Source organism: Geodermatophilus sp. SYSU D00079 (assembly GCF_054050635.1).
The window spans coordinates 42,711-66,344 of the sequence record NZ_JBJGZS010000023.1; the positions used below are offsets into that span (position 1 = coordinate 42,711).

Here is a 23,634-nt window from a genome sequence, read left to right on the forward strand (position 1 = left end):
TGCCCAGACTACCCGATGGCCCGGCGGCGGCGTCCGGACCGGAGGGGACCCCCTGCTGCGTCCCGGCGTGAGCCTGCGCACGGCGGGGTGGGAAGGCCCCCTCTCAGGGCTCCCGGAGCGTGGAACGCGCCTTCTCGACCGAGCGGAGCATCCGCTCCAGCGTGGTGCCGAAGTCGGCCAGCCGGCTGTCGACGTACTCGTCGACCTCGGCCCGCATGCGGTTGACGTCGGCGACGGTCTGGGCACCCAGCTCGTCGGCGCGGGTGACCGCGCCCCGGTAGACCTCGGTCTCGCTGATCAGCCGCTCGTGCTCGGCCTGCGCGGCGGCGAGGATCTCGGCGTGCTGGGCCTGGGCGTCGGCCAGCACCGCCTCGTGGTGGCCGCGGGCCTCCTCGACGATCCGCTCGGCCTCCTCCTCGGCCCGTGCCAGCAGGTCCTCGGCCTCGGCCTGCGCCTGGGTCAGCAGCTCGTCACGCTGTCGACGGGCGGTGCCCAGGATCTCCTCCCGCTGACGCCGCGCGGCGCCCACGACCTGCTCGCTCTCGCTGCGGGTGCGCCCGGTCAGCCGCTCGGCCTCGGCCTGGGCCTGCTGGAGGATCTCGGTGCGCTGCTCGACGATCGCGCCGGCCTTGTGGACGTCCTCCGGGAGGTTCTCCCGCAGGTCGTCGAGCAGGTCCAGCAGCAGGTCGCGGGGCACCATGCAGGAGCCGCCGGACATCGGCACGTTGCGCGCGTTCTCGATGACGCGGGCCAGCTCGTCGACGGTCTCGTAGAGCCGGTACACGACCTCGGTCACAGGGCCTCCTCGCGGGCGCTCGTCGGACCTGCGACCGGAGGTGCTGTGTCCGTGCGTGACCTCGCGAGCTCGGTCACGAACCCTGCTCCCGGTGCGCGACCAGCCGCTCGTGGACGGCCTTGGGCACGAGGCTGGAGACGTCCCCGCCGAAGGTGGCGATCTGCTTGACCAGGCTGGAGGACAGGTGCCCCACCTGCGGGGCGGTCGGCACGAACAGCGTCTCGACGCCGGCCAGCTCCCGGTTCATCTGCGCCATCTGCAGCTCGTACTCGAAGTCACTGACCGCACGCAGGCCCTTCACGATGACCGGGACGTCGTTCCTGCGGCAGTAGTCGACCAGCAGCCCCTGGAAGCTGTCGACGGTGACGTTCGACAGTTCCGAGACCGCGTCGCGGAGCAGCTCCATGCGCTCCTCGACGGGGAACAGCCCGGCCTTGCCGGGGTTGACCAGGACGGCGACGACCAGCTCGTCGTACAGCGCCGCCGCACGGGTGATGACGTCGACGTGGCCGTTGGTGACCGGGTCGAACGAACCGGGGCAGACCGCTCGCCTCACGGACAGCGACCGTACCGGAGCACGGCCTCGCCGTAGCGGCGGTCGCGCACTCCGGTCAGGGGTGTCGGCCACTCCCAGGGCTCCTCGCGGCTGGAACGCTCGACGACGACCACGGCTCCCTCGGCCAGCCAGCCGCCCCCGACCAGGGACCCCAGCACGCCGAGGACCTCGGCCACCGGCGTGGCGTAGGGCGGGTCGGCCAGGACGAGGTCGAACCGGGTCGGCGGCGGGCCGGCCACGACCGTGGGCACCGAGCCGGCGACCACCCGCCCGCCGGACAGGCCGACGGTGGCCAGGTTGGCGCGCAGCACGGGCAGCACCCGGGGGCCGGACTCGACGAGGACGACGGTGCGCGCCCCGCGGCTGAGCGCCTCCAGGCCGAGGGCGCCGGAGCCGGCGTAGAGGTCGAGGACGGCGGCGCCCTCGAGGTCCATCAGCGTGGAGAGGCTGTTGAACAACCCCTCCCGCGCCCTGTCCCCGGTCGGTCGGACGCCGGACGGCGGCACCTTGAGCCGCCGCCCACCGGCGACGCCGGAGATGAGCCGCGTCATGCCTTCTCGAGGTACTCGGCGCGCTCGTCGGTGGCCAGCGCCGCGACCTCCATCGCCAGGCCGGGGTGGTCGGCCAGGCCGCGCTCGGTGGCGAGCAGGGCGGTGGCCTCGGCCCGGGCCTCGGCGATGAGCTCCTCGTCCTCGAGCAGGGAGAGCAGCTTGATCGTCGACCGCCGGCCGGACTGCGCGGCGCCGAGCACGTCGCCCTCGCGGCGCGTCTCCAGGTCCAGGCGGGCCAGCTCGAAGCCGTCGGAGGTGGAGGCGACCGCGGCCAGCCGCTGACCCGTGGCCGACGACGTGGACGCCTCGCTCACCAGCAGGCACAGGCCCTGGTGCCTGCCGCGGGCCACCCGGCCGCGCAGCTGGTGCAGCTGGCTGACGCCGAACCGGTCGGCGTCCATGACGACCATCACCGTGGCGTTGGGCACGTCGACGCCCACCTCGACGACCGTGGTCGCGACCAGGACGTCGACGTCGCCGGCCGCGAAGGCCCGCATCCGGGCCTCCTTGTCCTCCGGCGTCATCCGGCCGTGCAGCACCTCCAGGCGCAGCCCGGCCAGCGGCCCGGCCGCCAGCGCCTCGGCGACGTCGAGCACGGCCAGCGGCGGACGGCGGTCGGAGGCGTCGTCGGCGGGCGCGCCGTCGGCGTCGTCGGGCTCCTCCTCGGCGCCGGCGTCCTCGCCGATGCGCGGGCAGACGACGTAGGCCTGCCGCCCGGCGGCCACCTCCTCGCGCAGCCGCTCCCAGGCGCGGTCGACCCAGCTGGGCTTCTCCCGCGCCGGCACCACGGAGCTGGCCACCCCGCCGCGGCCGCTGGGCAGCTGACGCAGCGTGGAGGTCTCCAGGTCGCCGTAGACGGTCATCGCGACCGTGCGCGGGATCGGCGTGGCGGTCATGACCAGCACGTGCGGCGGCCGGTTGCCCTTGGCCCGCAGCGCGTCGCGCTGCTCGACACCGAAGCGGTGCTGCTCGTCGACCACGACCAGCCCCAGGTCGGCGAAGTCGACGCCCTCCTGCAGCAGGGCGTGGGTGCCGACGACGATGCCCGCGCTGCCGTCGGCGACCGCGGCGCGGGCCTCCCGCCGCGCCGCGGCCTTCTGCGAGCCGGTGAGCAGCACGACCCGGGTGCCCTCGAGGGCGCCGTCCAGCTCCCCGGCGCGGCCCAGGGGCCCGAGCAGCGCGCGGATGCTCCGGGCGTGCTGGGCGGCCAGCACCTCGGTGGGGGCCAGCAGCGCGGCCTGGCCGCCGGCGTCGACCACCTGGGCCATGGCCCGCAGCGCGACGACGGTCTTGCCGGAGCCGACCTCGCCCTGCAGCAGCCGGTGCATCGGCTGCTCGCGGGCCAGCTCCGCCGACAGCTCCTCCCCCACCTCGCGCTGCCCGTCGGTGAGCGCGAACGGCAGCGCGGCGTCGACGGCGTCGAGCAGGCCGCCGGGTCGCGGCGGCCGCGCGATGCCCGGCTCGAGCGCGGCGGCCCTCCGGCGGGCGGCGAGGGTGAGCTGCAGCGTGAGCGCCTCGTCCCACTTGAGCCGGCGCTCGGCGTGCTCGACGTCCTCGGCCGAGGTGGGGCGGTGGATGTCGAGCAGCGCCGCCGCGAGGCTCGGCAGGCCGTGGCGCGCCCGCATCTCCTCGGGCAGCGGGTCGTCGACGAAGCCGAACCCGCCGGCCGCGTCGAGCAGCAGCTTCACCGACCGCTGGACCACCCAGCTGGAGACGTCCTTGGTGGCCGGGTACAGCGGGATGAGCGCGCGGGCCCAGTCCTCGTCGTCGTCCCCGGTCATGAGGTGGCAGTCGGGGTGGGCGAACTGCTTGCTGTTGCGCCACTCGCCGACGGTGCCGGCGAACAGGCCCCAGACGCCCTCCTGCAGGTTGGCGTGCTTGCGGTTGAAGAAGACCAGCTGCATGGAGTTGGCGCCGTCGCCGACGGTCACCTCGGTGAGCGTGCCGGGCCGGTTGCGCATCCTGCGCGTGGAGACCTTGCGCACCTGGGCGAGGACGGTGACGCGGTCGCCGACCTGGAGGTCCTCGAGCTTGGTCATCTCCCCGCGGCGGGCGTACCTGCGGGGGTAGTGCCGCAGCAGGTCGCGGACGGTGTGCAGGGAGAGCTGCTCGGCCATGGCCTTGGCCGTCTTCGCGCCGAGGACGCGGTCGAGCCGGGTGGTCATGTCCACCGCCATCACTCCACCCCCACCTGGAGCGGGACGCCCTCCGGCCCGTCGTCGTAGCGGGTGACCTCGACCATCGGGTGCGCCGCGGCGAGGTGCCCGCACACCGCGTCGCCGAGCGCGGCGTCGGGACCGACGACGAGCGTGACCAGCTCACCCCCGGCCGAGAGCATGCGGTCCAGCAGCTCGCAGGAGACCCCGGCGAGGTCGGCCCCGACCAGCACGACGTCCCCCTCCGCCGAGCCGAGGACGTCGCCCGGACGGCACGGCCCGGCGCTGGTCAGCGCCGCCTGCTCGGCGCGGGTCACCTCCGCCCAGCGGGTGGCCGCGGCGGCCTCGGCCATGGTGATGACGTCGTCGTGGAAGCGCCGGCCGGGGTCGGCGACGGCCAGCGCGGCCAGCCCCTGCACCGGGGACCGCGTCGGCACCACGGCGACGTCGCGGTCCGCCTCGCGGGCGCGGTCGGCGGCGCGGGCGGCCACGGCCGTGAGCGCGGGGTCGTTGGGCAGGACGACGACCGACGCGGCGCCCGACGCGATCACCTCGGCGACCACGTCGTCCTCGGTGACGCCGTCCGGGCCGCCGGTGAGCACCCGGGCGCCCTCCCCGGCGAACAGGCCGGCCAGGCCGTCGCCGGGGACGATCGCGACGACCGCCCGCGTGCCCGCGGCCGGCGCCGGGGGTCGCACCGGGGCCAGCGGCGTCACCGAGATGCGGTACGGGCGCCCGGCCTCGATGCCGGCCTCGATGGCGGCACCGACGTCGGAGGTGTGCACGTGCACGTTCCACTCCCGGCCGCCGGGCGTGTCGACGCCCACCACGACCAGGCTGTCGCCCAGCGCGGCCAGCCGGTCGCGCAGCCGGGCCACGGCGGCGTCGTCGCTGCCGGCCAGCAGGTACTGCACCTCGCTGCCGGGCCCGGCCGGCGGCTGGTGCGGCCGGTCGGCGGGGTGCTCGTGGGGCCGCCCGCCGCGGCGGACCAGCGGCGGGCGGGCCGGCTCGACGCCGGTCACGGTGGTGACCAGCGCGTCGAGGACCAGGCACAGACCCGCTCCCCCGGCGTCGACCACCCCGGCGTCCCGCAGCGCGGCCAGCTGCCCCGGCGTGGCCTCCAGCGCCTCCCGCGCGCCGTCGGCCGCCGCCCGGACGACGTCGGGCAGGTCGGTGCGCCCGGCGGCCACCGCCGCCACCGCCGCCTCGCCTCCTGCCCGGGCGACCGTGAGGAACGTGCCCTCCTCGGGGTCGGCGACCGCGGCGTAGGCGGCGTCCGCGGCCTTCTGCAGCGCGGCGGCGAACGAGGGGCCGTCGGCGGGGGCGGCCCCGGCCAGCTGGTCGGCCAGGCCGCGGAGCAGCTGGGCGAGGATCGTGCCGGAGTTGCCGCGGGCACCGAGCACCGCGCCGCGGGCCAGGGCCGTCCACGCGGACTCCCCGGACCCCGCCTCCTCCAGCGCCGCCTGCGCCGCCTCGGCGGTGAACAGCAGGTTGGTGCCGGTGTCCCCGTCGGGGACGGGGAAGACGTTGAGGTCGTCGAGCCGACCCCGGGAGTCGGACAGGGCCGTGACCGCGGCCCGGCACCACTGTCCGACCGCGGCGTCGTCGAGCGCCGGCAGCACGGGCGGAGGGTACCCACGGACGGCGACGGGACAGGGGACGGCGACCGGCCGCGGGCGGCGTCGACGACGTCACTCCCGGGCCCTCGGACGGGAACGCCGAGGAGCGGCTAGACTGTCGGACGGTCTGTATGCGGTCGCACCTGCGCACCGCCGTCTGTGAACGATTCTTTCTGGGAGTGATCCGCCGTGGCTGCCGTGTGCGATGTCTGTGGCAAGGGGCCCGGTTTCGGTATGTCGGTGTCGCACTCGCACCGCCGCACGCCGCGCCGTTGGAACCCGAACATCCAGTCCGTGCGGGCGCTCGTCGCCCCCGGCAACCGTCGCCGGATCAACGCCTGCACCTCGTGCATCCGTGCCGGCAAGGTCGTCCGCGCCTGATCCGCGCGGGCTGGTCCCACCTCCCGGCTCCGGCCGGGTGAGAACCCCGGAGGTCACCGACCTCCGGGGTTCTCTGTCATCGCCGTCCTCCGGACGGCACCGCGGTGACACTGCCGTCCTCCGGACAGCACCGCGGCCAGGTGCCGTCCCGGCCGCCGCCGAGCCGCTGCCCGTGTCCCGATGGCCACGTGCCGTCCCCGGTCGACCGACCGGGGACGCCACCTGACAGCCGGTCCCGACGTGCCCGCCGGTCAGATGCCGCGGGCGTGGGCGGCGAGGACGACCAGGTCGACCACCGTGTCCATCGACAGGGCCGTGGAGTCGACGACCAGGTGGTAGTGGCGGGCCGCGGCCGGGTCGCTGCGGTAGAAGTGCCGCACGTACCCCTCCCGGGCGGCGTCGTTGGCCTCGAGCTCCCGCCGCACCTCCTCGACCGGGCGCCCGGTGCGCGCGACGGCGGCGGCCAGCCGGCGCTCGGGCGGGCCGTCCAGTCGCACGTGCAGCGCCCGCGGCCGGTCCCGGAGCACCAGGGCCGCCGCCCGGCCGAGCACCACCCCGCCGGGACCGTCGGCGATCTCGCACACGACCCGCTCGGTCTGCTGCCGGAACGCCCGCTCGTCCGGCTGCGGCGTCATCGGCACGATCCCGCCGACCGGGTCGGGCATCGTGCCCAGCGAGGCAACGATCCGCCACAGCCCCCGCGCGACCTTCTCGTCGTTGGCCTCCGCGTCGCTCAGCGGCACACCGAGCCGCCCGGCGACCTGCACCGGGATGGCCCGGTCGTGGAACACCAGCCCCAGGCGCTCGGCGACCGCCGGGCCGACCTCCGCTCCCCCGGCCCCGTACGAGGCCGAGATCGTCACGATCCCCGCGTTGCCGTCGCCCATGCCGGTTCCTCCCCGTCCGCTCGCGTGAGCCCCTTGCCCAGGAACACCGCGCCGGGTGCGTCGGCGTAGACGCCGTACCCGGCCACGGGGGTGTACCCCAGCGTGGCGTAGAGGGCCAGTGCCTCGGGCTGCCGGTTGCCCGAGTTGAGCACGACCGCGCGGTGGCCGGCGGCCGCGGCGCTGCGCTCCAGCTCGGCCATCAGCGCCTGCGCCAGTCCACGGCGCCGGAACGCCGGCTCGACGTAGACGCGCTTGACCTCCACGACGCCGTCGGCGTGCACCCGCCACGCGCCGCAGCCCGCCGGGACGCCGTCCACCTCGGCGACGAGGAACAGCCCGGCGGGCGGCTCGAACTCGGCCGGGTCGACCGGCGCCTCGTCCGGCCCGCCGTACCGGGCGACGTACTCCTGCTGGACGCGCCCGACCAGCGCCCGGGCGACGGGGTCGTCGTAGCCCACCGCGCGCAACCGGAGCTCAGCGGAAGTGGACATGCCCGACCCCCTCCGCACCGAGGGCCTCGGCCACGGCCGCCGCCGGCTCGCCGCCGACCAGGACGGCGGGGCCGTCGGTCGCCGCCCGCACCGTGCCGATCGGCGTCCACCCGCCGGGCAGTACCGCGCCGGCGGGGAACGTGGCGACCAGGGCGTGGTCCTCACCGCCGGTCAGCACCCACGCCAGGGGGTCGCCGCCGAGCGCCGCGGCGACCTGCTGCAACGGCCCCGCCGGCTCCAGCGTGGCCCGGACCAGCGCCGCGCGGTCCAGGTCGACCACGACGCCGCTGTCGTGCGCCAGGTGCCCGGCGTCGGCCAGCAGACCGTCACTGACGTCACACATCGCCGTCGCCCCTGCCTCGGCGGCGGCCGGTCCGGCCGCGTACGGCGGCGCCGGGCGGCGGTGCGCGGCCACCGCCGCCGCCGGGCTGGTGAAGCCCCGCCGGAGCACGGCCAGCCCGCACGCCGACCACCCCAGCCGCCCGGCGAGGGCCAGGACGTCGCCGGGACGCGCCCCCGAGCGCAGCACGGGCGCCCGTCCGCCCAGGTCGCCCAGGGCGGTCACCGACAGGACGACGGCACCGCTGTCCGGTGCGGCCGAGACGGTGTCACCGCCGACGACGGCCGCACCGAGCGGGGCGCACTCCTCGGCCAGCCCGGCGGCGACCCCCTCCAGCCACGCCGTCGAGGTGTCCGGCGGACAGGCCAGCCCGACCAGCAGCGCGGTGGCCACGCCCCCCATCGCCGCGACGTCGGCCAGGTTGGCCGCCGCCGCCTTGTGGCCGACGTCCTCGGCCGAGGACCAGTCCCGCCGGAAGTGGCGGCCCTCCACGAGCACGTCGGTGGTCGCCACGACCCGCCCGTCGGGGGCCCGCAGCACCGCCGCGTCGTCGCCCGGGCCGACCTCGGCGACCCGCGCGGCCCCGGCGCGGGCGAGGACCCGGGCGATGACGCCGAACTCGCCGACCACCCGCACGCTGTCGGCGGGGTCCTCCCGGGGCACCAGTGGACGAGGGCGAGTCACCGGTCACCCTCCACCGCTGAGGTAGGTTGCCCAACTGTCCGCCCACCGGCGCGGACGCCGCACCGGCAGCGCTGCCCGAGGAAAGGTCTCCCGTGGTCCACGCCTACATCCTCATCCAGACCGAAGTCGGCAAGGCCGCCCAGGTCGCCACGACGATCAGCCAGATCTCCGGCGTGACCAAGGCCGAGGACGTCACGGGCCCCTACGACGTGATCGTGCGTGCCGAGGCCGAGACCGTCGACGAGCTCGGCCGCCTCGTGGTCGCCCGCGTGCAGTCGGTCGACGGCATCACCCGCACCCTCACCTGTCCCGTCGTCAACATCTGAGCGCCCTGACCGAGAACCCCCCGCCTCGCGAGGCCGCCCCGGACGGGGCGGCCGCCGAGGAGACCCCGGCTCCGGGGCGCGCCCGCCCCGACGACCCGCTGCGGCGGATCGCGCTGCTGGTCACCGCCGTGGTGGTGCCGCTGGTCCTCGTGGTGGCGGTGCTGACCCGCGTCCTCGACGACGGCACCGACGGCGACGGCCAGGACGTCGCCGAGGTCGAGGGCACCCCGGCCCCGGGCCGGGCGACCCTCCCGCCGCTGCCGGTGGAGGTGCCGCCGGTGACCCCGGAGGCCGACGCGTCCTGCCCCGCGCTCATGGCCGCGCTGCCGCTGGAGCTCGCCGGGGAGCCGTCCCGCGCCGTGCAGTCGGACACCCCGTACGCCTACGCCTGGGGCGAGCCGCCGATCGTGCTGGTGTGCGGTGTCGACCGCCCCGCGACGCTGGAGCCGACGTCCCCGCTGATCCAGATCAACGGCGTGAACTGGCTCGTCGACACCAGCGACCCGGACTCGGTCGTCTGGACCGCCGTCGACCGCCCCGTCTACGTGCAGGTGACCGTCAGCGCCGACACCGACAGCGCGCCGGTCACGGCGCTCGGCCCGGTCATCGGCGACACCCTCCCGATCCGCCGGCCCTAGCCGCTCAGGGCGGCGGCAGGCGGTCCAGCTGGTCGGCCAGCACGGCGTGCACCTCCGCCGAGGCGTCGCTGACCGACCCGGCGACCGCGCTCGCCCCGACGCTGAACACCCCGTGTCCGCACCAGGCGAACGCCGCCGGCCCGGACAGGCCCCGGGCCGGGTCGGCCTCCTCGACCGTCAGGAGCCGGCAACCGCCGGGCAGGTGGGGCGGGTCCTCCCGCAGCACGCTGTCGTAGAGCTCCGCCTCGTTCTCCGCGAGGTCGCGGGCGTAGGCCCCGGCGCCGGCGCGGGTGTCGAACTGGTCGACGAACACGCTGGTCACCGGCCCCTCCCCGGCGCTCCAGAAGCGCTCCCAGCCGTAGCGGTAGCCGTACTCCTGGAGCACCTCGGTCTCCCGGCCCGGGTCGAGGGAGTAGGCGGCGACGTCGCGGGCCGACTTCTCCCCCGCGGGTGGGGAGAGGTCCTCGTCGGGCACCCGGGGCAGCCCCGAGGGCACCGTCGGCACGACCAGCGCCTCCAGCTCCTCCGGGGTGGCCGGGGTGGGGTCCGCGGGGGCGGCGGTGGCCGCCCCGTCGACGGTGGTGGTGCAGCCGCAGAGGGCCGCGGGCAGCAGCCCGACCAGCAGCGCCGTCCCGCCCAGACGGGCCGGCACCGGGAGGGTCACGCCCGTGCGCCGCCGTCCAGCGCCGGAGCCGCCGGGCGGGACGCCGCCAGCGCCGCCTGCACGAGGCGGTCCACCAGCCGGGCGAAGTCGACGCCGGTGGCCGCCCACATCCGCGGGAACATCGAGATGGGCGTGAACCCCGGCATCGTGTTCACCTCGTTGACCACCAGCCGCTCGGCGCCGTCCGGGCCGGCGCCGAGGAAGAAGTCGACCCGGGCCAGGCCCTGGCAGTCCATGGCCAGGTAGGCCCGGCAGGCGGCCTCCCGCACGGCGCGGGTCTGCTCCGGGGTGAGGTCGGCCGGGACGTCGAACTCGGCGGCGTCGGCCAGGTACTTGGCCGTGAAGTCGTACCAGTCGGTGCCCGGGCGCAGCCGGATCTCGGCCGGCAGGCTGGCCTCGGGCGGGCCGCCGTCGGGGCCGGCCAGGACCCCGCACTCGATCTCCCGGCCGGGGACGGCGGCCTCGACGACCACCTTCGAGTCGACGGCGGCCGCGGTGGCCACGGCGTCGGGGAACTGCGCCCAGTCGGTGACCCGGCTGATGCCGATGCTCGAGCCCGCCCGGGACGGCTTGACGAAGACCGGCAGGCCCAGCCGCTCGCGGGTGGCCTCGTCGAGCAGCGCCGGGTCCGCCGACAGCGCGCCGGCGGCGTCGCGGAGCACGACGTGGTCGCCCTGCGGCAGGCCGGCGGCGGCCAGCAGCTTCTTGGTGAACTCCTTGTCCATCGACGCGGCGCTGGCGAAGACGCCCGAGCCGACGTACGGGATGCCGCTCATCTCCAGCAGGCCCTGGATCGTGCCGTCCTCGCCGTAGGCGCCGTGCAGCACCGGGAAGACGACGTCCAGCTCGATGCGCGAGCCCCCGCCGTCCAGCCGCACCAGGCCGCGGCCCGCGGGGTCGCCCACGAGGGTCACCGCCGTCCCGCCGGTCACCTCCGGCAGCTCGCCGTCCACGATCGCCAGCCGCAGCGCGGGGTCGGGCAGCACCCACCCGCCGTCGCGCGTGATGCCGACGGGGACCACGTCGTACCGCTCGCGGTCCAGCGCTGCGAGGACGCTCCCGGCGGAGACGCAGGAGATGGAGTGTTCCGCGCTGCGGCCGCCGAAGACGACCCCGACGCGCAGCTTGCCGGCCTGTCCGCTCATCGCGGCCGACACTAGTGGAGCCCCCGGCGCCCGCCCCGCCGACCGGCGGGTGACCGCCCTCCACGGCGCTGGCGGGCGGGCGGTGTGGGAGCCTCGACACACGATGCGCGAGAACCTGGCTGCCGCCTCCGGCGGAGACCCGACCGGGACGACGGCCGGCGGGCTCGGGCCGTCGCGGACCCACCCGCGGGCACTGCGCCTGGCCGGTGCCGCGGTGCACCTCTACACCGCCAGCGGCACCGTGCTGGCGCTGCTCATCGTGCTGGCCGCCTTCGACGGCGACGCGGTCACGGCGCTGTGGCTGGGCCTGGCCGCCCTCGTCATCGACGGCACCGACGGGATGCTGGCCCGCCGGATGCGGGTCAAGGAGACGATCCCCTGGTTCGACGGGGCGCGGCTGGACGACATCGTCGACTACCTGACCTACGTGTTCGCGCCGGTGGTGCTGCTGTGGACGACCGGCTCGCTGCCCGGCGGCGCGCTCGGCTGGGTCGTCGCCGCCCTGCCGCTGCTGGCCTCGAGCTACCAGTTCTGCCGGGTCGACGCGAAGACCGACGACCACACCTTCCTGGGCTTCCCCAGCTACTGGAACGTGGTGGCCTTCTACGCGATCGTGCTGGACCTCGGCCCGGGCGCGATCGCCGCGGTCCTGGTGGTGTGCTCGGTGCTCGTCTTCGTCCCGGTGCGCTACCTGTACCCGTCGCGGACCCTCGCCCTGCAGGGGCTGAGCCTGCTGCTGACCGCCGTCTGGCTGGCCACCTACGCGATCCTCCTGCTGCAGGTGCCCGACCCGCACCCGGTGGTCGTCGCCCTCTCGCTGGCCTACCTCGTCTACTACGTGGCCGTCAGCGGCTGGCTGACCGCGCGCGCCGCCCACCGCCGGCGTCGCGACGAGCGGACCACGGGCCTGTCGCCCGTCGGCTGACTCAGCGCAGCAGCGGCGAGCGCAGCACCAGCTCCACGTTGCGGTCCTGCGGCCGGCCGGCCAGGCCCGAGGACAGCCCCGCCCACGGCACGTTGGCCGACAGCTCGCGGTGCAGGGACGCGAGTGCGGCCGGTTCCCGCGCCGCCGGGTCCAGCGGGTCCGGCGGCCGCGCGGGGCTGTCGTGGTCGACCATCGTGCAGACCAGCGACAGGGTGCCGTCGCCGTTGTCGACGAACTCGACCAGGCGGGCCTGGCCCGGCCAGTCCACGACGGCGCAGGTGGTGACCTCCCAGAACCCGCGGCCGGCCTCCTCCGGGTGCGCCCACGGCCGCACCTCGCTGACGTGGGTGTGCCCGTTGAGCCACAGGACGACGTTCGGGAACCGGTGCAGCAGCGCGACCAGCTCCGGGCCGCCGAGGACGTCGGCCCCCGGGCCCGGCCGCGGGTGCAGCGGGTCCTCGCGCATGAGCGTGGAGGAGCCGTGGTGGGAGATCACCACGATAAGCCGGTCGGCGTTCCCGGTGGCCACCCGCGTGCCGTCGGGCTCGACGACCACCGAGGAGACCTCCCGCAGCCGCTCGGCCAGCCAGCGCCCCTGGACGGCGTCGATCGTGCCGTCCCCGCCACCGGTGACCCGCGTGGTGTCCAGGCAGACCACCCGGATCCCGGGCAGGCCGTCCCAGGCGTAGTAGGCCGTCCCGTCGCGGAGGTTGGCCTCGGTGAACCCGTGACCGGCCGGCTCCCCGCCGTCGGCCAGGTGCGCGGCGACGAAGTCCCCGCGGTCGATGAACCGGCGCGCGGCCAGCGGGGTGACGGTGCGGGCCCCGGCGGTGGTGAACACCTCCGAGGCGTGCGTGAACAGCCGCAGCGCGTCGTCCAGCGGCACGTCGGGGGCGAGCTCGACGGGCTTGCGGTCGGCGAGCAGGAGGTCCTGCAGCGCCGGGGTGGGCACCCCCACGCCCTGGATGAGCGCCTCGTGGTTGCCGTGGCAGCCCAGCCACGGCAACCGCAGCCCCTCCGCCCGGAACGACGCGAACGCCGCGGCGAGCAGGCCGGGCCGGTCGGGGAAGCCGTGCCGCGACCGGTAGAGGTCCGGCTCGCCGCCGCCGTCGCACTCGGGTCGCCAGAACAGGTCGTGCGGCCAGCCGGAGGCCTGCACCCCGTCGTAGGCGGTCAGCCCCGCGCCCGGGGACACCGGCCCGCCGTTGAGGACGTCCAGGAGCAGCGAGAGCTCGTTCCACTGGGCGTTGTCGATGGCGTCGCCGGTGGTGACCACCACCTGCACCGGGTGCCCGGTCCGCGGACCGCCCGACAGCCCGTTGAGGGTGCGCACGAGCGCGTCGATCGCGTGCGCGGTGATCGCCTCCTGGGGCCGGTGCATCGGCACCAGCGCGCGCATCCGCGGGTCGGCGAAGTGGCCGTTGAAGAACTCGAAACGGGCCGGGGAGCAGACGTCGGCCAGCTGCATGTCGGTGACGTGCGCCAGGCACCCCACCGGCCGGACGCCGGTCCGCGGCCGCTCCCAGGTGGCGTCGACGAGCTCGCGGCGGACCTGGTGCGGTTCGCCCGGGTGCCAGGCCAGCCCGAGGTAGTCGGTGTCCCGGCCGCGCCGCAGCACGGGGCCCGCGCCCAGGACGCGTTCGAGGGTCGTGCGGCTCATGCAGGAACGGGCAGGGGTGCGGGGGCGGGCGCGGGCACGGTGTCCGGGTGCCCACCGCACCCGGCGGCCGAACGCGGTGTCACAGGGCGTCGAGCGCCGCGGTGAGGTCGGCGACGAGGTCAGCGGTGTCCTCGATGCCGCAGGAGAGCCGCACGAAGCCCCCCGGCACCGCGTCACCGCCCCACTGCGCCCGCCGGTCGATCGTGCTGTGCACCCCGCCGAAGCTGGTCGCCGCCGTCCACAGCCGGGTGGCGGCCAGCAACCGGCCCACCGTGGCCTCGTCGGCCAGCTCGGCGGAGACCACCCCGTTGGGCCGCAGCATCTGGCGGGCGGCGAGCGCGGCGGAGGGGTCCCCCGCCCGCCACGGCCAGCGGACGCCGGTCACCGCGGGGTGGCCGGCCAGCAGGTCGGCGACCGCCGCCGCGCTCTGCGCCTGGCGGGCCAGCCGCAGGTCCAGGGTGCTCATCGAGCGGTGCCCGAGCCAGGCCTCGAACGGCCCCGGGGTGCCCCCGGTGTGGTCGCGGAAGGCCTTGAGACGGGCGTAGAGCTCGTCGTCCCCGGTGCTGACGTGGCCGAGCAGGAGGTCGCTGTGGCCGGTCAGGGCCTTGGTGTCGCTGCCGACGGTGAGGTCGGCGCCGAGCTCCAGCGGCCGCTGCCCGAGCGGGGTGGCGGTGGTGTTGTCCACGGCGAGGACGGCACCGGCCGCCCGGGTGGCGCGGGCGACCGCGGCGATGTCGCAGACGTCCAGCTGCGGGTTGCTGGGGGTCTCCAGCACGACCAGCCGGGCGCCGTCGAGGTCGCCGCGCGCGGCGACGGCCTCGATCTCCGGGGTGGGCACGTACTCCACCCGGACGCCGAAGCGCGTCAGCTCCTCGCGGGCGAGCAGACGCGTCGTGTAGTAGCCGTCGGAGGGCAGCACGACGCGGTCCCCGGCCCGGGCGGTGGCCAGCACCGCGGCGCTGATCGCGGCCATGCCGGTGGCGAAGGACAGGCAGCGGCCGCCGTCCAGCTCGCCGACCGCCTCCTCGAACACCCGCAGCGTCGGGTGCTCGGTGCGGGCGTAGGCGTCGGCGCCGCCGGCGCGGGGCGGCTGGTCACCGAGGTGGTAGGGCGCGGCGAAGACCGGGGAGGGCCGCAGCGGGGCGCCCGGCACGGGCGCCGGCTCCCCCGCCCGCACCGACCGGGTGCCGTCGCCCCAGGCGCGGTCGGTCCCGGACCCGTCGTCCACCCGTGCTCCGTCGTGCAACTCGTCGCTCACCCGTGCTCGGCCCCGCGTCCCGTCGTTCACTCGTGCTTCGCTTCCCTGGACATGATCTCCTTGACCATCTGCGCCGCGGGGACGCCGTCGTGGCAGACCCGGACGACGGCCTCGGTCAGCGGCATGTCCACCCCGTGCGCGCGGGCCAGGTCGAGGACCGGCCGGCAGCTCTTGACCCCCTCGGCGACCTGCCGGGTGGTCTGCTGGACCTCCTCCAGCGTCATCCCGCGCCCGAGCTTCTCGCCGAAGGTGCGGTTGCGCGACAGCGGCGAGCTGCAGGTGGCCACCAGGTCGCCCAGCCCGGCCAGCCCGGCGAAGGTGGTCAGCTCCGCGCCGAGGGCGGTCCCGAGCCGGGCGGTCTCCGCCAGCCCCCGCGTGATGAGCGAGGCCCGGGTGTTGTCCCCGAAGCCCATGCCCTCGGTGATGCCGCACGCCAGCGCGATGACGTTCTTGACCGCGCCGCCGAGCTCGCACCCGACCAGGTCGCGGTTGGTGTAGGGCCGGAAGTAGGGGGTGTGGCAGGCGGCCTGCACCTGGGCGGCCCGCTCCTGGTCGGTGCAGGCGATCACGGTCGCCGCGGGCTGCTCCTCGGCGATCTCCCGCGCCAGGTTCGGACCCGACAGCGCCGCCACCCGCTCCGCGCCGGCGCCGGTGATCTCGCAGATCACCTGGCTCATGCGCTTGGTGCTGCCCAGCTCGATCCCCTTCATCAGCGACAGCAGCACCGCGTCGTCCGGCAGCAGCGGAGCCCACTCGGTGAGGTTGTCCCGCAGCGACTGGGAGGGGACGGCGAGGACGACGATCTGGGCGCCCTGCAGCGCCTCGGCGGGGTCGGTGGTCGCGCGCAGCCGCTCGGGCAGCGGGATGCCGGGCAGGTAGTCGGGGTTCTCCCGCGTCTCGCTGATCGCCCGGGCGAGCTCCGGGCGCCGGGCGTGCAGCGTCACCGCGCAGCCGGCGTCGGCCATCACCTTGGCGAAGGTGGTCCCCCACGAGCCGGCACCCAGGACCGCCGCGCGGGCGCCGCCCCGGCCCGGCACGGACCCGCTCACGCGGCGCTCCCCGGCAGGTCGCCGGGGAGGGTGCGCCGCGGGCGGGGGGCGAAGGACGCCGGCGCCGGCTCCCCGCGCACCTCGGCCAGCTGGTCGCGGACGGCGCCCATCATCCGGTCGGTGACCTCACGCAGCAGCTCCCCGGTCATGGGCCGGCCGGCGCGCACCTGCGCCCGGAGGTCACCGAGGTCGACGGGCTCCCCGACCAGGTACTCCGCCGGCACCCGCAGCCGCGGGTGCAGCTTCTTGGCGTGGTAGTCGTGCAGCCGCTGCGGGCCCCACTGCGCCACGGGCAGCACCACGGCGTCGGTGGCCAGCGCCAGCCGGGCCACCCCGGTGCGGGCCTCCATCGGCCACCAGTCCGGGTCGCGGGTGACCGAGCCCTCCGGGTAGATCACGACGACGTTGCCCGCGGCGAGGTCGGCCTCGGCCGCCGACAGCGACGTGCGGGCGTCGGCCGAGCCGCGGGCCACCGGGATCTGCCCGGCCGCGCGCAGGATCCGCCCCGCCACCCCCTTGAACACCGACGCCTTGGCGAGGAAGTGCGGCACCCGGCCGCAGTCCCACACCAGCCGGGCGCAGGCGAGGGGGTCGAGGACCGACACGTGGTTGGCCACGACGAGCACCGGGCCGGTGCGGGGGAAGCGCTCGGCGTGCCGGTAGCGCAGCCGGAAGAACAGCACGGTGACCGGGTACACGGCGGCGACGCACAGCCACAGGGCCGGCGGGAGGGGCTTCCGGGTGCGCCACCGGGACGGCACTCGGCGCGCGGTCCCGGCCTCCGGGGACCGGTCGTGGCTCACCGGCGCCTCCCTCCTGCTGCTCCCGCGCGCTCGCCGCGCGGGATGTGATCCGATCCATGATCGGGCCTGCGCCCGTCCCCGCGCTGCACCGGGGTCCCGGCACACCCGCACGGGCCCTCCCCGGTGTGCTCACATTGTGGTCGTGTCCCCCTGGTCGGTCGTCGTCCCGGCGAAGCGGCTGACCGTCGCCAAGACCCGGCTGACCCCGCTCACCGGTGGTCCCGCCGGACCGCCGGGCACCGCGCACACCCGCCTGGTGCTGGCGCTGCTGGCCGACACCGTCACCGCCGCGCTGGCCTCGACCGCGGTCGCCGAGGTCCTCGTGGTCACCGACGACCCCGACGCCGCCGCCGTCGTCACCGCGCTGGGCGCCCGGACGGTCCCCGACGAGCCCGACCGCGGGCTGAACCCGGCGCTGGCCCACGGTGCGCGCGCCACCGACTCGGGCACCGTCGCCGCCCTCTCCTCCGACCTGCCCGCGCTGCGTCCGGAGGAGCTCACCGCCGCCCTCACCGCGGCCGGGACGGCGGCGCCGCGCTGCTTCGTCGCCGACGCCCAGGGCACCGGGACGACGCTGCTGACCGCGGCCGGTGTCGAGCTCGCGCCCGCGTTCGGTGCCGGGTCCGCGGCCCGGCACCGGGACGGCGGGGCGGTGCAGCTGACCGGCTCCTGGCCGGGGCTCTCCCGCGACGTGGACACCGCCGGCGACCTGCGGGCGGCCGTGGCCCTCGGGCTCGGCCGGCGGACGGCGGCGCTGGTCGCCGGGGGTGGACTGCGCACCAGGTGAGCGGCACCCGCTGTTCACCTGGCTACGGCACGATGGCCACGTGAGCGCACCTCGACCCGCACTGCCGGCCGACCGGTTCCTCAACCGCGAGCTGTCGTGGCTGGACTTCAACGCCCGCGTGCTCGAACTCGCCGAGGACGAGACGCTCCCGCTGCTGGAGCGGGTCAAGTTCCTCGCGATCTTCGCCAGCAACCTCGACGAGTTCTACATGGTGCGCATCGCCGGGCTGAAGCGCCGGCAGAGCACCGGGCTGACCGTGCGCTCCCCCGACGGGCTGACCATCCGCGAGCAGCTGGCCCGGGTCACCGAGCGCACCCGGGAGCTGGTGCACCGGCACGGCGACGTCTTCACCAAGGACATCACCCCGCGCCTGGAGGAGGCCGGGATCCGGATCGTGCACTGGGACGAGCTGGACGAGACCGAGACCACCCGGCTGCGCGACTACTTCCGCGACCAGGTGTTCCCGGTGCTCACGCCGCTGGCGGTCGACCCCGCGCACCCGTTCCCCTACATCAGCGGGCTGTCGCTCAACCTCGCCGTCTCCGTCCGCGACCCCGAGACCGGCGCCCCCCGCTTCGCGCGGCTCAAGGTGCCCAACAACGTGCCGCGGTTCGTGCCGGTGGGCCCCGGCGGGGCGCACCGCACGGCCGCGGAGGCGACCTTCCTCCCGCTCGAGGACCTCATCGCCGCACACCTGCCGCAGCTGTTCCCCGGCCTCGACGTGCTCGACCACCACCTGTTCCGCGTCACCCGCAACGCCGACCTGGAGGTCGAGGAGGACCGCGACGAGGACCTCCTGCAGGCCCTGGAGCGCGAGCTCGCCCGCCGCCGGTTCGGCCCGGCGGTGCGCCTGGAGGTCGCCGAGTCGATGGACCCGCGCATCCTGCAGGTCCTCATCAACGAGCTGGAGGTCGACAAGGAGGACGTCGTCCAGGTGCCCGGCCTGCTCGACCTGGCCGCGCTGTGGGCGCTCTACGACCTCGACCGGCCCGAGCTCAAGGACGACCCGTTCGTGCCGGCCACCCACCCCCGGCTGTCGGAGGGCGAGACCCCCAAGAGCGTGTTCGCCACGCTGCGGGAGGGCGACGTCCTGGTCCACCACCCGTACCACTCGTTCGCCACCAGCGTGCAGCGGTTCATCGAGCAGGCCGCCGCCGACCCCGACGTGCTGGCGATCAAGCAGACGCTGTACCGCACCTCCGGTGACTCCCCGATCGTCACCGCGCTCATCGAGGCGGCCGAGGCCGGCAAGCAGGTCGTCGTCCTCGTGGAGATCAAGGCCCGCTTCGACGAGGAGGCCAACATCACCTGGGCCCGCTCGCTGGAGCGGGCCGGCTGCCACGTCGTCTACGGGCTGGTGGGGCTGAAGACCCACTGCAAGACGGCGCTGGTCGTCCGGCGCGAGGGCAGCGTGATCCGCCGGTACTGCCACATCGGCACCGGCAACTACAACCCGAAGACCGCCCGCACCTACGAGGACCTCGGCATCCTCACCGCCGACCCGCGGGTGGGCGCCGACCTCACCGACCTGTTCAACACCCTCACCGGCTACTCGCGGCAGACCGCCTACCGCCGGCTGATGGTGGCCCCCCACGGGGTGCGCAACGGCCTGATCGAGCGGATCCGCCGGGAGGCGCGGCACGCCGCCGAGGGCCGCCCGGCCGGCATCCGGTTCAAGATGAACTCGCTGGTCGACGAGCGGATCATCGACGCGCTGTACGAGGCCTCGACGGCGGGGGTCCCCGTGGAGCTGTTCGTGCGCGGCATCTGCTCGCTGCGCCCCGGCGTCCCGGGGCTGTCGGAGAACATCCGGGTGCGCTCGATCGTCGGCCGCTTCCTCGAGCACTCGCGGGTCATGCACTTCCACAACGCCGGCGAGGGCGAGTGGTGGATCGGCAGCGCCGACCTCATGCACCGCAACCTCGACCGCCGGGTGGAGGTGCTGCTGCAGGTCTGCGACGAGCCCGCGCAGCGGCTGCTGCAGAGCGTGTTCGACCAGGCGATGGCCGACGACGTCCGCTGCTGGGAGCTGGGGCCCGACGCCGCCTGGACCCGCCGGGAGGGGCGGGACTACCAGGCCGGCCTCATGGAGCTGGCCGTCGCGCACGCGAACGGCGACGGCTGATGCTGGTCCGCGCCGCGGGCGGCGCGCTGTGGCGCCCGGCCGACGGCGGCGGGATCGAGACGGCCGTGGTGCACCGCCCGCGGTACGACGACTGGTCCCTGCCCAAGGGCAAGCTGGACGCCGGGGAGCACGCGCTGGCCGCCGCCGTCCGGGAGGTGGGCGAGGAGACCGGGCTGGCCGTCGTCGCCGGCCGCCGCAGCGTGCGCACCGAGTACCAGGTCGCCGCCGGGCCCAAGCGGGTCGACTACTGGCTCATGCGCGTGGTCGGCGGCCGGTTCACGCCCAACGACGAGGTCGACCAGCTGCGCTGGCTGCCGCTGGACGACGCCGCCGCGCTGGTCAGCCACGACGCCGACCGGGCGGTCCTGGACGACCTCGCGCGCACCGACGTCCCGCGCGAGCCGACCCTGCTGCTGGTCCGGCACGCCAAGGCCGGGAACCGGTCGGACTGGGACGGCCCCGACGGGGAGCGGCCACTGGAGGGCAAGGGCCGTCGGCAGGCCGCCCGGCTGGCCGAGGTGCTGCCGCTGTTCGCCCCGACGGCGGTGCTCAGCGCGCGGCCGGTCCGCTGCCGGCAGACCGTGGCGCCGCTGGCCGAGCGCCTGCAGCTGGCGGTGGAGGAGCTGCCCGAGCTCGGCGAGCAGGAGTACGACGCCGACCCGCAGGCCGGGCTGGCGATCGTCGAGCGGCTGCTGGCGCCGCGGGAGACCCCCGGTGTGACCGTCGTGTGCAGCCAGGGCGGCGCGATCCCCTCGGTGCTGATGAGCCTCGGGGTGCGCTGGGCCGGGGTGGCCGGCGCGCTGTGGCCCCCGGCGGCCAAGGGCAGCGTGTGGGCCCTCGGTGGCCGGCCCGGCGCGCTGGCGGCGGACTACTACCGCTCGTTCGACCCCGACGCCGACGACGGCCTCCCCCGCTGAGAGCGGCCCGCCCGGCCGACGTGGCCACGACGGCCGCGGGTCAGCTCGGGAGGGCCGGCAGGGCCTTCGGCAGCCAGGGCTGACGCCGGGCCTCGTAGGCCTCGATGTCGGCCAGGTGCCGCTCGGTGAGGCCGACGTCGTCCAGGCCCTCCAGCAGCCGCCAGCGGGTGTAGTCGTCGATCTCGAACGGCACCGTCACCGAGCCGTAGCGGACCTCCTTGGCCTGCAGGTCGACGGTCACCTCGGTGGTGGGGTCGGCCTCGATCGCCGTCCACAGCGCCTCGACGTCGGCCTGCGGCAGCAGCACGGTGAGCAGCCCGGCCTTGGTGGAGTTGTTGCGGAAGATGTCGGCGAACCGCGAGCTGATGACCACGCGGAAGCCGCCGTCCATCAGCGCCCAGACGGCGTGCTCGCGGGAGGAGCCGGTGCCGAAGTCGGGGCCGGCGACCAGGACGGAGGCGTCGGCGTACTCCGGCTTGTTGAGCACGAAGTCCGGCTCGTTGGTGCGCCAGGAGACGAACAGGCCGTCCTCGAACCCGGTGCGGGTGATCCGCTTGAGGTACTCGGCCGGGATGATCTGGTCGGTGTCGACGTTGGTGCGCCGCAGCGGGGCCGCGGTGCCGGTGTGGGTGGTGAAGGCGTCCATCGGGCTCAGACTCCAGCGGTCTCGAGGCGGGCGTCGTCGTCCAGGTCCGCGGGGGCGGTGAGCCTGCCGGTCAGCGCGGTGGCCGCGGCGACGGCCGGGCTGACCAGGTGGGTGCGCCCGCCCTTGCCCTGCCGGCCCTGGAAGTTGCGGTTGCTGGTGGAGGCCGAGCGCTCCCCCGGCTTGAGCTGGTCGGGGTTCATGCCCAGGCACATGGAGCAGCCCGCGCCGCGCCACTCGGCGCCGGCCTCGGTGAACACCTGGTCCAGGCCCTCGGCCTCGGCCTGCGCCTTGACCGCCACCGACCCGGGGACGACGAGCATCCGCGTGTTGGCGTCGATGTGCCTGCCGCGCAGCAGCTCGGCGGCGACCCGGAGGTCCTCGATCCGGCCGTTGGTGCAGGAGCCGAGGAAGACGGTGTCGACCTCGATCTCGCGCAGCGGCGTGCCCGGCGTCAGGCCCATGTAGGCCAGCGCGCCCTCGGCGTCGCGGCGGTCGTTCTCGTCGGCGATCTGCGCCGGGTCGGGCACGCTGGCCGAGATCGGCAGGCCCTGGCCGGGGTTGGTGCCCCAGGTGACGAACGGCGTCAGCGACGCCGCGTCGATGTGCACCTCGCGGTCGAAGACGGCGCCCTCGTCGGTGCGCAGCGTCGTCCAGTACTCGACCGCGGCGTCCCAGTCGGCGCCCTGCGGGGCGTGCGGGCGGCCCTGCAGGAAGTCGAAGGTGGTCTGGTCGGGGGCGATCAGGCCCGCCTTGGCGCCGGCCTCGATCGACATGTTGCAGATCGTCATCCGGGCCTCCATCGACAGCTTCTCGATGGCGCTGCCGCGGTACTCGATGACGTGGCCCTGGCCGCCGCCGGTGCCGATCTGGGCGATGACGGCGAGGATGACGTCCTTGGCGCTCACGCCGGGGGGCAGCTCGCCGTCGACGGTGACCGCCATCTGCTTGGGCCGGTACTGCGGCAGCGTCTGGGTGGCGAGCACGTGCTCGACCTCGCTGGTGCCGATGCCGAAGGCCAGCGCGCCGAACGCGCCGTGCGTGGAGGTGTGGCTGTCACCGCAGACGATGGTCATGCCCGGCTGGGTCAGCCCCAGCTGCGGGCCGATGACGTGCACGATGCCCTGGTCGCGGTCGCCCATCGGGGCCAGCCGGATGCCGAACTCCTCGGCGTTGCGGCGCAGCGCCTCGACCTGGGCCCGGCTGACCGGGTCGGCGATGGGCTTGAGGATGTCCAGCGTCGGGACGTTGTGGTCCTCGGTGGCCATCGTGAGGTCCGGACGGCGCACCGCGCGGCCGGCCGCCCGCAGCCCGTCGAAGGCCTGGGGGCTGGTGACCTCGTGGACGAGGTGCAGGTCGATGAAGAGCAGGTCCGGCTCGCCCGCGGCGCTGCGCACGACGTGGGCGTCGTAGACCTTCTCCGCCAGGGTCTTCGGCACGGCTGGTCCCTCCTGGTTCGCGGCTCGCTCCCCCATGGTGCCCTCCTGCTGGCCATCTCATGGTGTGGGATGCGAGTATTGCTCTGTGGGACAGCCTAACCCCGTAGCCGTGCTGGACAAAGCAGTGGCCATCCTCCGCGCCGTCGCGGCCGAGCCCGCGACCCTCGCCGAGCTGGTCGAGCGCACCGGACTGCCCCGGGCGACCGCCCACCGGCTGGCCGTCGCCCTGGAGGGGCACCGCCTGGTCCGCCGCACCGCGGTCGGGGCGTGGGCGCCCGGGCCGGGGCTGGCCGAGCTGGGCCGCGGCACCGCCGACCTCGCCGAGATCGCCGGCCGGCACCTGGTGACGCTGCGCGACGCCAGCGGGGAGAGCGCCCAGTTCTACGTGCGCGACGGCGCCTCGCGGGTGTGCCTGGCCGCCGCCGAGCGGGCCCACGGCCTGCGCGACACCGTGCCGGTCGGGTCGCGGCTGCCCATGACCGCCGGGTCGGCCGCCCACGCCCTGCTCGCCTTCGCCCCGGCCGACGAGGTCACCCCGCTGCTGCCGTCGGCCAGCTTCACCGCCCGCACGCTGCTCGACGTCCGCCGGCGCGGCTGGGCGCACAGCGTGGCCGAGCGCGAGCCGGGGGTGGCGTCGCTGTCGGCACCGGTGCGGGACGCCGCCGGCGGCGTGCTGGGTGCGGTGTCCATCTCCGGGCCGGTCGAGCGGCTGGGCCGGCGCCCGTCACCGGAGGTCGTCGGCGCCGTGCTCGAGGCGGCCGGCGCGATCTCCCGCGCCGCCCGCTGAGCGGTTA

At 75.8% G+C, this 23,634-nt stretch carries 24 protein-coding genes; 8 read left to right on the forward strand and 16 right to left on the reverse strand.

Features of this window, described 5'->3' with window-relative positions:
• Positions 1 to 103 precede the first annotated feature (103 nt).
• From ACI79E_RS17135 to ACI79E_RS17155, 5 genes are all read right to left on the reverse strand, one after another.
• Entirely contained in the window at positions 104 to 796 is a 693-nt protein-coding gene (locus ACI79E_RS17135) for a hypothetical protein (RefSeq protein WP_456933772.1), read from the reverse strand.
• Positions 797 to 869: 73 nt separating this feature from the next.
• Positions 870 to 1,352 carry a pantetheine-phosphate adenylyltransferase gene (gene coaD, locus ACI79E_RS17140; RefSeq protein WP_456933773.1) on the reverse strand — a complete coding sequence of 161 codons (483 nt, stop codon included), beginning with the start codon at positions 1,350 to 1,352 and terminating at the stop codon, positions 870 to 872.
• Positions 1,349 to 1,903 carry a 16S rRNA (guanine(966)-N(2))-methyltransferase RsmD gene (gene rsmD / locus ACI79E_RS17145; RefSeq protein WP_456933774.1) on the reverse strand — a complete coding sequence of 185 codons (555 nt, stop codon included), beginning with the start codon at positions 1,901 to 1,903 and terminating at the stop codon, positions 1,349 to 1,351. The genes coaD and rsmD overlap by 4 nt, the downstream gene beginning before the upstream one ends.
• Entirely contained in the window at positions 1,900 to 4,080 is a 2,181-nt protein-coding gene (gene recG, locus ACI79E_RS17150) for an ATP-dependent DNA helicase RecG (RefSeq protein ID WP_456933775.1), read from the reverse strand. The genes rsmD and recG overlap by 4 nt, the downstream gene beginning before the upstream one ends.
• Positions 4,080 to 5,681 (reverse strand): DAK2 domain-containing protein, encoded by a 1,602-nt coding sequence (locus ACI79E_RS17155; RefSeq protein ID WP_456933776.1) that lies wholly within the window; start codon positions 5,679 to 5,681, stop codon positions 4,080 to 4,082. The genes recG and ACI79E_RS17155 overlap by 1 nt, the downstream gene beginning before the upstream one ends.
• Before the next feature lie 195 nt (positions 5,682 to 5,876).
• On the opposite strand from ACI79E_RS17155, the gene rpmB reads away from it, so the two are divergent.
• Positions 5,877 to 6,059 carry a 50S ribosomal protein L28 gene (rpmB, locus tag ACI79E_RS17160; protein WP_425283681.1) on the forward strand — a complete coding sequence of 61 codons (183 nt, stop codon included), beginning with the start codon at positions 5,877 to 5,879 and terminating at the stop codon, positions 6,057 to 6,059.
• 251 nt (positions 6,060 to 6,310) lie between these two features.
• On the opposite strand, the gene ACI79E_RS17165 is transcribed toward rpmB, so the two are convergent.
• Genes ACI79E_RS17165 through ACI79E_RS17175 form a run of 3 tightly spaced genes read right to left on the reverse strand, consistent with a single transcriptional unit; the run spans position 6,311 to position 8,461 of the window.
• Complete coding sequence (locus ACI79E_RS17165; RefSeq protein ID WP_456933777.1) at positions 6,311 to 6,946, reverse strand: cytidylate kinase-like family protein; 636 nt, start codon at positions 6,944 to 6,946, stop codon at positions 6,311 to 6,313.
• Positions 6,919 to 7,437, reverse strand: coding sequence for a GNAT family N-acetyltransferase (locus ACI79E_RS17170; protein WP_456933778.1), 519 nt, complete (start codon positions 7,435 to 7,437; stop codon positions 6,919 to 6,921). The genes ACI79E_RS17165 and ACI79E_RS17170 overlap by 28 nt, the downstream gene beginning before the upstream one ends.
• Entirely contained in the window at positions 7,421 to 8,461 is a 1,041-nt protein-coding gene (locus ACI79E_RS17175; protein ID WP_456933779.1) for a thiamine-phosphate kinase, read from the reverse strand. The genes ACI79E_RS17170 and ACI79E_RS17175 overlap by 17 nt, the downstream gene beginning before the upstream one ends.
• Before the next feature lie 92 nt (positions 8,462 to 8,553).
• On the opposite strand from ACI79E_RS17175, the gene ACI79E_RS17180 reads away from it, so the two are divergent.
• Both ACI79E_RS17180 and ACI79E_RS17185 read left to right on the forward strand, forming a co-directional pair.
• Positions 8,554 to 8,787, forward strand: coding sequence for an Lrp/AsnC ligand binding domain-containing protein (locus tag ACI79E_RS17180; RefSeq protein ID WP_456850141.1), 234 nt, complete (start codon positions 8,554 to 8,556; stop codon positions 8,785 to 8,787).
• A gap of 128 nt (positions 8,788 to 8,915) precedes the next feature.
• Entirely contained in the window at positions 8,916 to 9,425 is a 510-nt protein-coding gene (locus ACI79E_RS17185) for a DUF3515 domain-containing protein (protein WP_456933780.1), read from the forward strand.
• Positions 9,426 to 9,429: 4 nt separating this feature from the next.
• Here the strand turns inward: ACI79E_RS17185 and ACI79E_RS17190 are convergent, their stop codons facing one another.
• Both ACI79E_RS17190 and ACI79E_RS17195 read right to left on the reverse strand, forming a co-directional pair.
• Positions 9,430 to 10,089 (reverse strand): hypothetical protein, encoded by a 660-nt coding sequence (locus ACI79E_RS17190; RefSeq protein ID WP_456933781.1) that lies wholly within the window; start codon positions 10,087 to 10,089, stop codon positions 9,430 to 9,432.
• Positions 10,086 to 11,234: a D-alanine--D-alanine ligase family protein gene (locus ACI79E_RS17195; protein ID WP_456933782.1), complete on the reverse strand. Its 1,149-nt coding sequence runs from the start codon at positions 11,232 to 11,234 to the stop codon at positions 10,086 to 10,088. Before ACI79E_RS17195 ends, ACI79E_RS17190 begins: the two co-directional genes overlap by 4 nt.
• 103 nt (positions 11,235 to 11,337) lie before the next feature.
• Between ACI79E_RS17195 and ACI79E_RS17200 the strand changes: the two genes are divergently transcribed.
• Positions 11,338 to 12,159 carry a CDP-alcohol phosphatidyltransferase family protein gene (locus tag ACI79E_RS17200; RefSeq protein ID WP_456933783.1) on the forward strand — a complete coding sequence of 274 codons (822 nt, stop codon included), beginning with the start codon at positions 11,338 to 11,340 and terminating at the stop codon, positions 12,157 to 12,159.
• 1 nt (position 12,160) lies between these two features.
• Here the strand turns inward: ACI79E_RS17200 and ACI79E_RS17205 are convergent, their stop codons facing one another.
• The 4 genes from ACI79E_RS17205 to ACI79E_RS17220 all read right to left on the reverse strand — a co-directional run bounded on the left by ACI79E_RS17205 (position 12,161) and on the right by ACI79E_RS17220 (position 16,929).
• On the reverse strand, positions 12,161 to 13,819 hold the full coding sequence (locus tag ACI79E_RS17205; RefSeq protein WP_456933784.1) for a TIGR03767 family metallophosphoesterase: 1,659 nt from the start codon (positions 13,817 to 13,819) through the stop codon (positions 12,161 to 12,163).
• A 79-nt stretch (positions 13,820 to 13,898) separates the two neighbouring features.
• Positions 13,899 to 15,047, reverse strand: a complete 1,149-nt coding sequence (locus tag ACI79E_RS17210; RefSeq protein WP_456933785.1) for a cystathionine gamma-lyase — start codon at positions 15,045 to 15,047, stop codon at positions 13,899 to 13,901.
• A 56-nt stretch (positions 15,048 to 15,103) separates the two neighbouring features.
• Positions 15,104 to 16,126: an NAD(P)H-dependent glycerol-3-phosphate dehydrogenase gene (locus tag ACI79E_RS17215; RefSeq protein WP_456933786.1), complete on the reverse strand. Its 1,023-nt coding sequence runs from the start codon at positions 16,124 to 16,126 to the stop codon at positions 15,104 to 15,106.
• Positions 16,123 to 16,929 (reverse strand): lysophospholipid acyltransferase family protein, encoded by an 807-nt coding sequence (locus tag ACI79E_RS17220; protein WP_456933787.1) that lies wholly within the window; start codon positions 16,927 to 16,929, stop codon positions 16,123 to 16,125. The genes ACI79E_RS17215 and ACI79E_RS17220 overlap by 4 nt, the downstream gene beginning before the upstream one ends.
• 142 nt (positions 16,930 to 17,071) lie before the next feature.
• On the opposite strand from ACI79E_RS17220, the gene cofC reads away from it, so the two are divergent.
• From cofC to ACI79E_RS17235, 3 genes are read left to right on the forward strand one after another with little or no spacing between them, the layout of a single operon-like run.
• Entirely contained in the window at positions 17,072 to 17,716 is a 645-nt protein-coding gene (gene cofC, locus ACI79E_RS17225; protein WP_456933788.1) for a 2-phospho-L-lactate guanylyltransferase, read from the forward strand.
• A 40-nt stretch (positions 17,717 to 17,756) separates the two neighbouring features.
• Positions 17,757 to 19,841: an RNA degradosome polyphosphate kinase gene (locus tag ACI79E_RS17230; RefSeq protein ID WP_456933789.1), complete on the forward strand. Its 2,085-nt coding sequence runs from the start codon at positions 17,757 to 17,759 to the stop codon at positions 19,839 to 19,841.
• Positions 19,841 to 20,758, forward strand: coding sequence for an NUDIX hydrolase (locus ACI79E_RS17235; RefSeq protein WP_456933790.1), 918 nt, complete (start codon positions 19,841 to 19,843; stop codon positions 20,756 to 20,758). The genes ACI79E_RS17230 and ACI79E_RS17235 overlap by 1 nt, the downstream gene beginning before the upstream one ends.
• A gap of 40 nt (positions 20,759 to 20,798) precedes the next feature.
• Here the strand turns inward: ACI79E_RS17235 and leuD are convergent, their stop codons facing one another.
• Both leuD and leuC read right to left on the reverse strand, forming a co-directional pair.
• Positions 20,799 to 21,404, reverse strand: coding sequence for a 3-isopropylmalate dehydratase small subunit (leuD, locus tag ACI79E_RS17240; RefSeq protein WP_456933791.1), 606 nt, complete (start codon positions 21,402 to 21,404; stop codon positions 20,799 to 20,801).
• A gap of 5 nt (positions 21,405 to 21,409) precedes the next feature.
• Entirely contained in the window at positions 21,410 to 22,840 is a 1,431-nt protein-coding gene (gene leuC, locus ACI79E_RS17245; RefSeq protein ID WP_456933792.1) for a 3-isopropylmalate dehydratase large subunit, read from the reverse strand.
• 109 nt (positions 22,841 to 22,949) lie between these two features.
• On the opposite strand from leuC, the gene ACI79E_RS17250 reads away from it, so the two are divergent.
• Positions 22,950 to 23,627, forward strand: coding sequence for an IclR family transcriptional regulator (locus tag ACI79E_RS17250; RefSeq protein ID WP_456933793.1), 678 nt, complete (start codon positions 22,950 to 22,952; stop codon positions 23,625 to 23,627).
• Positions 23,628 to 23,634 lie beyond the last annotated feature (7 nt).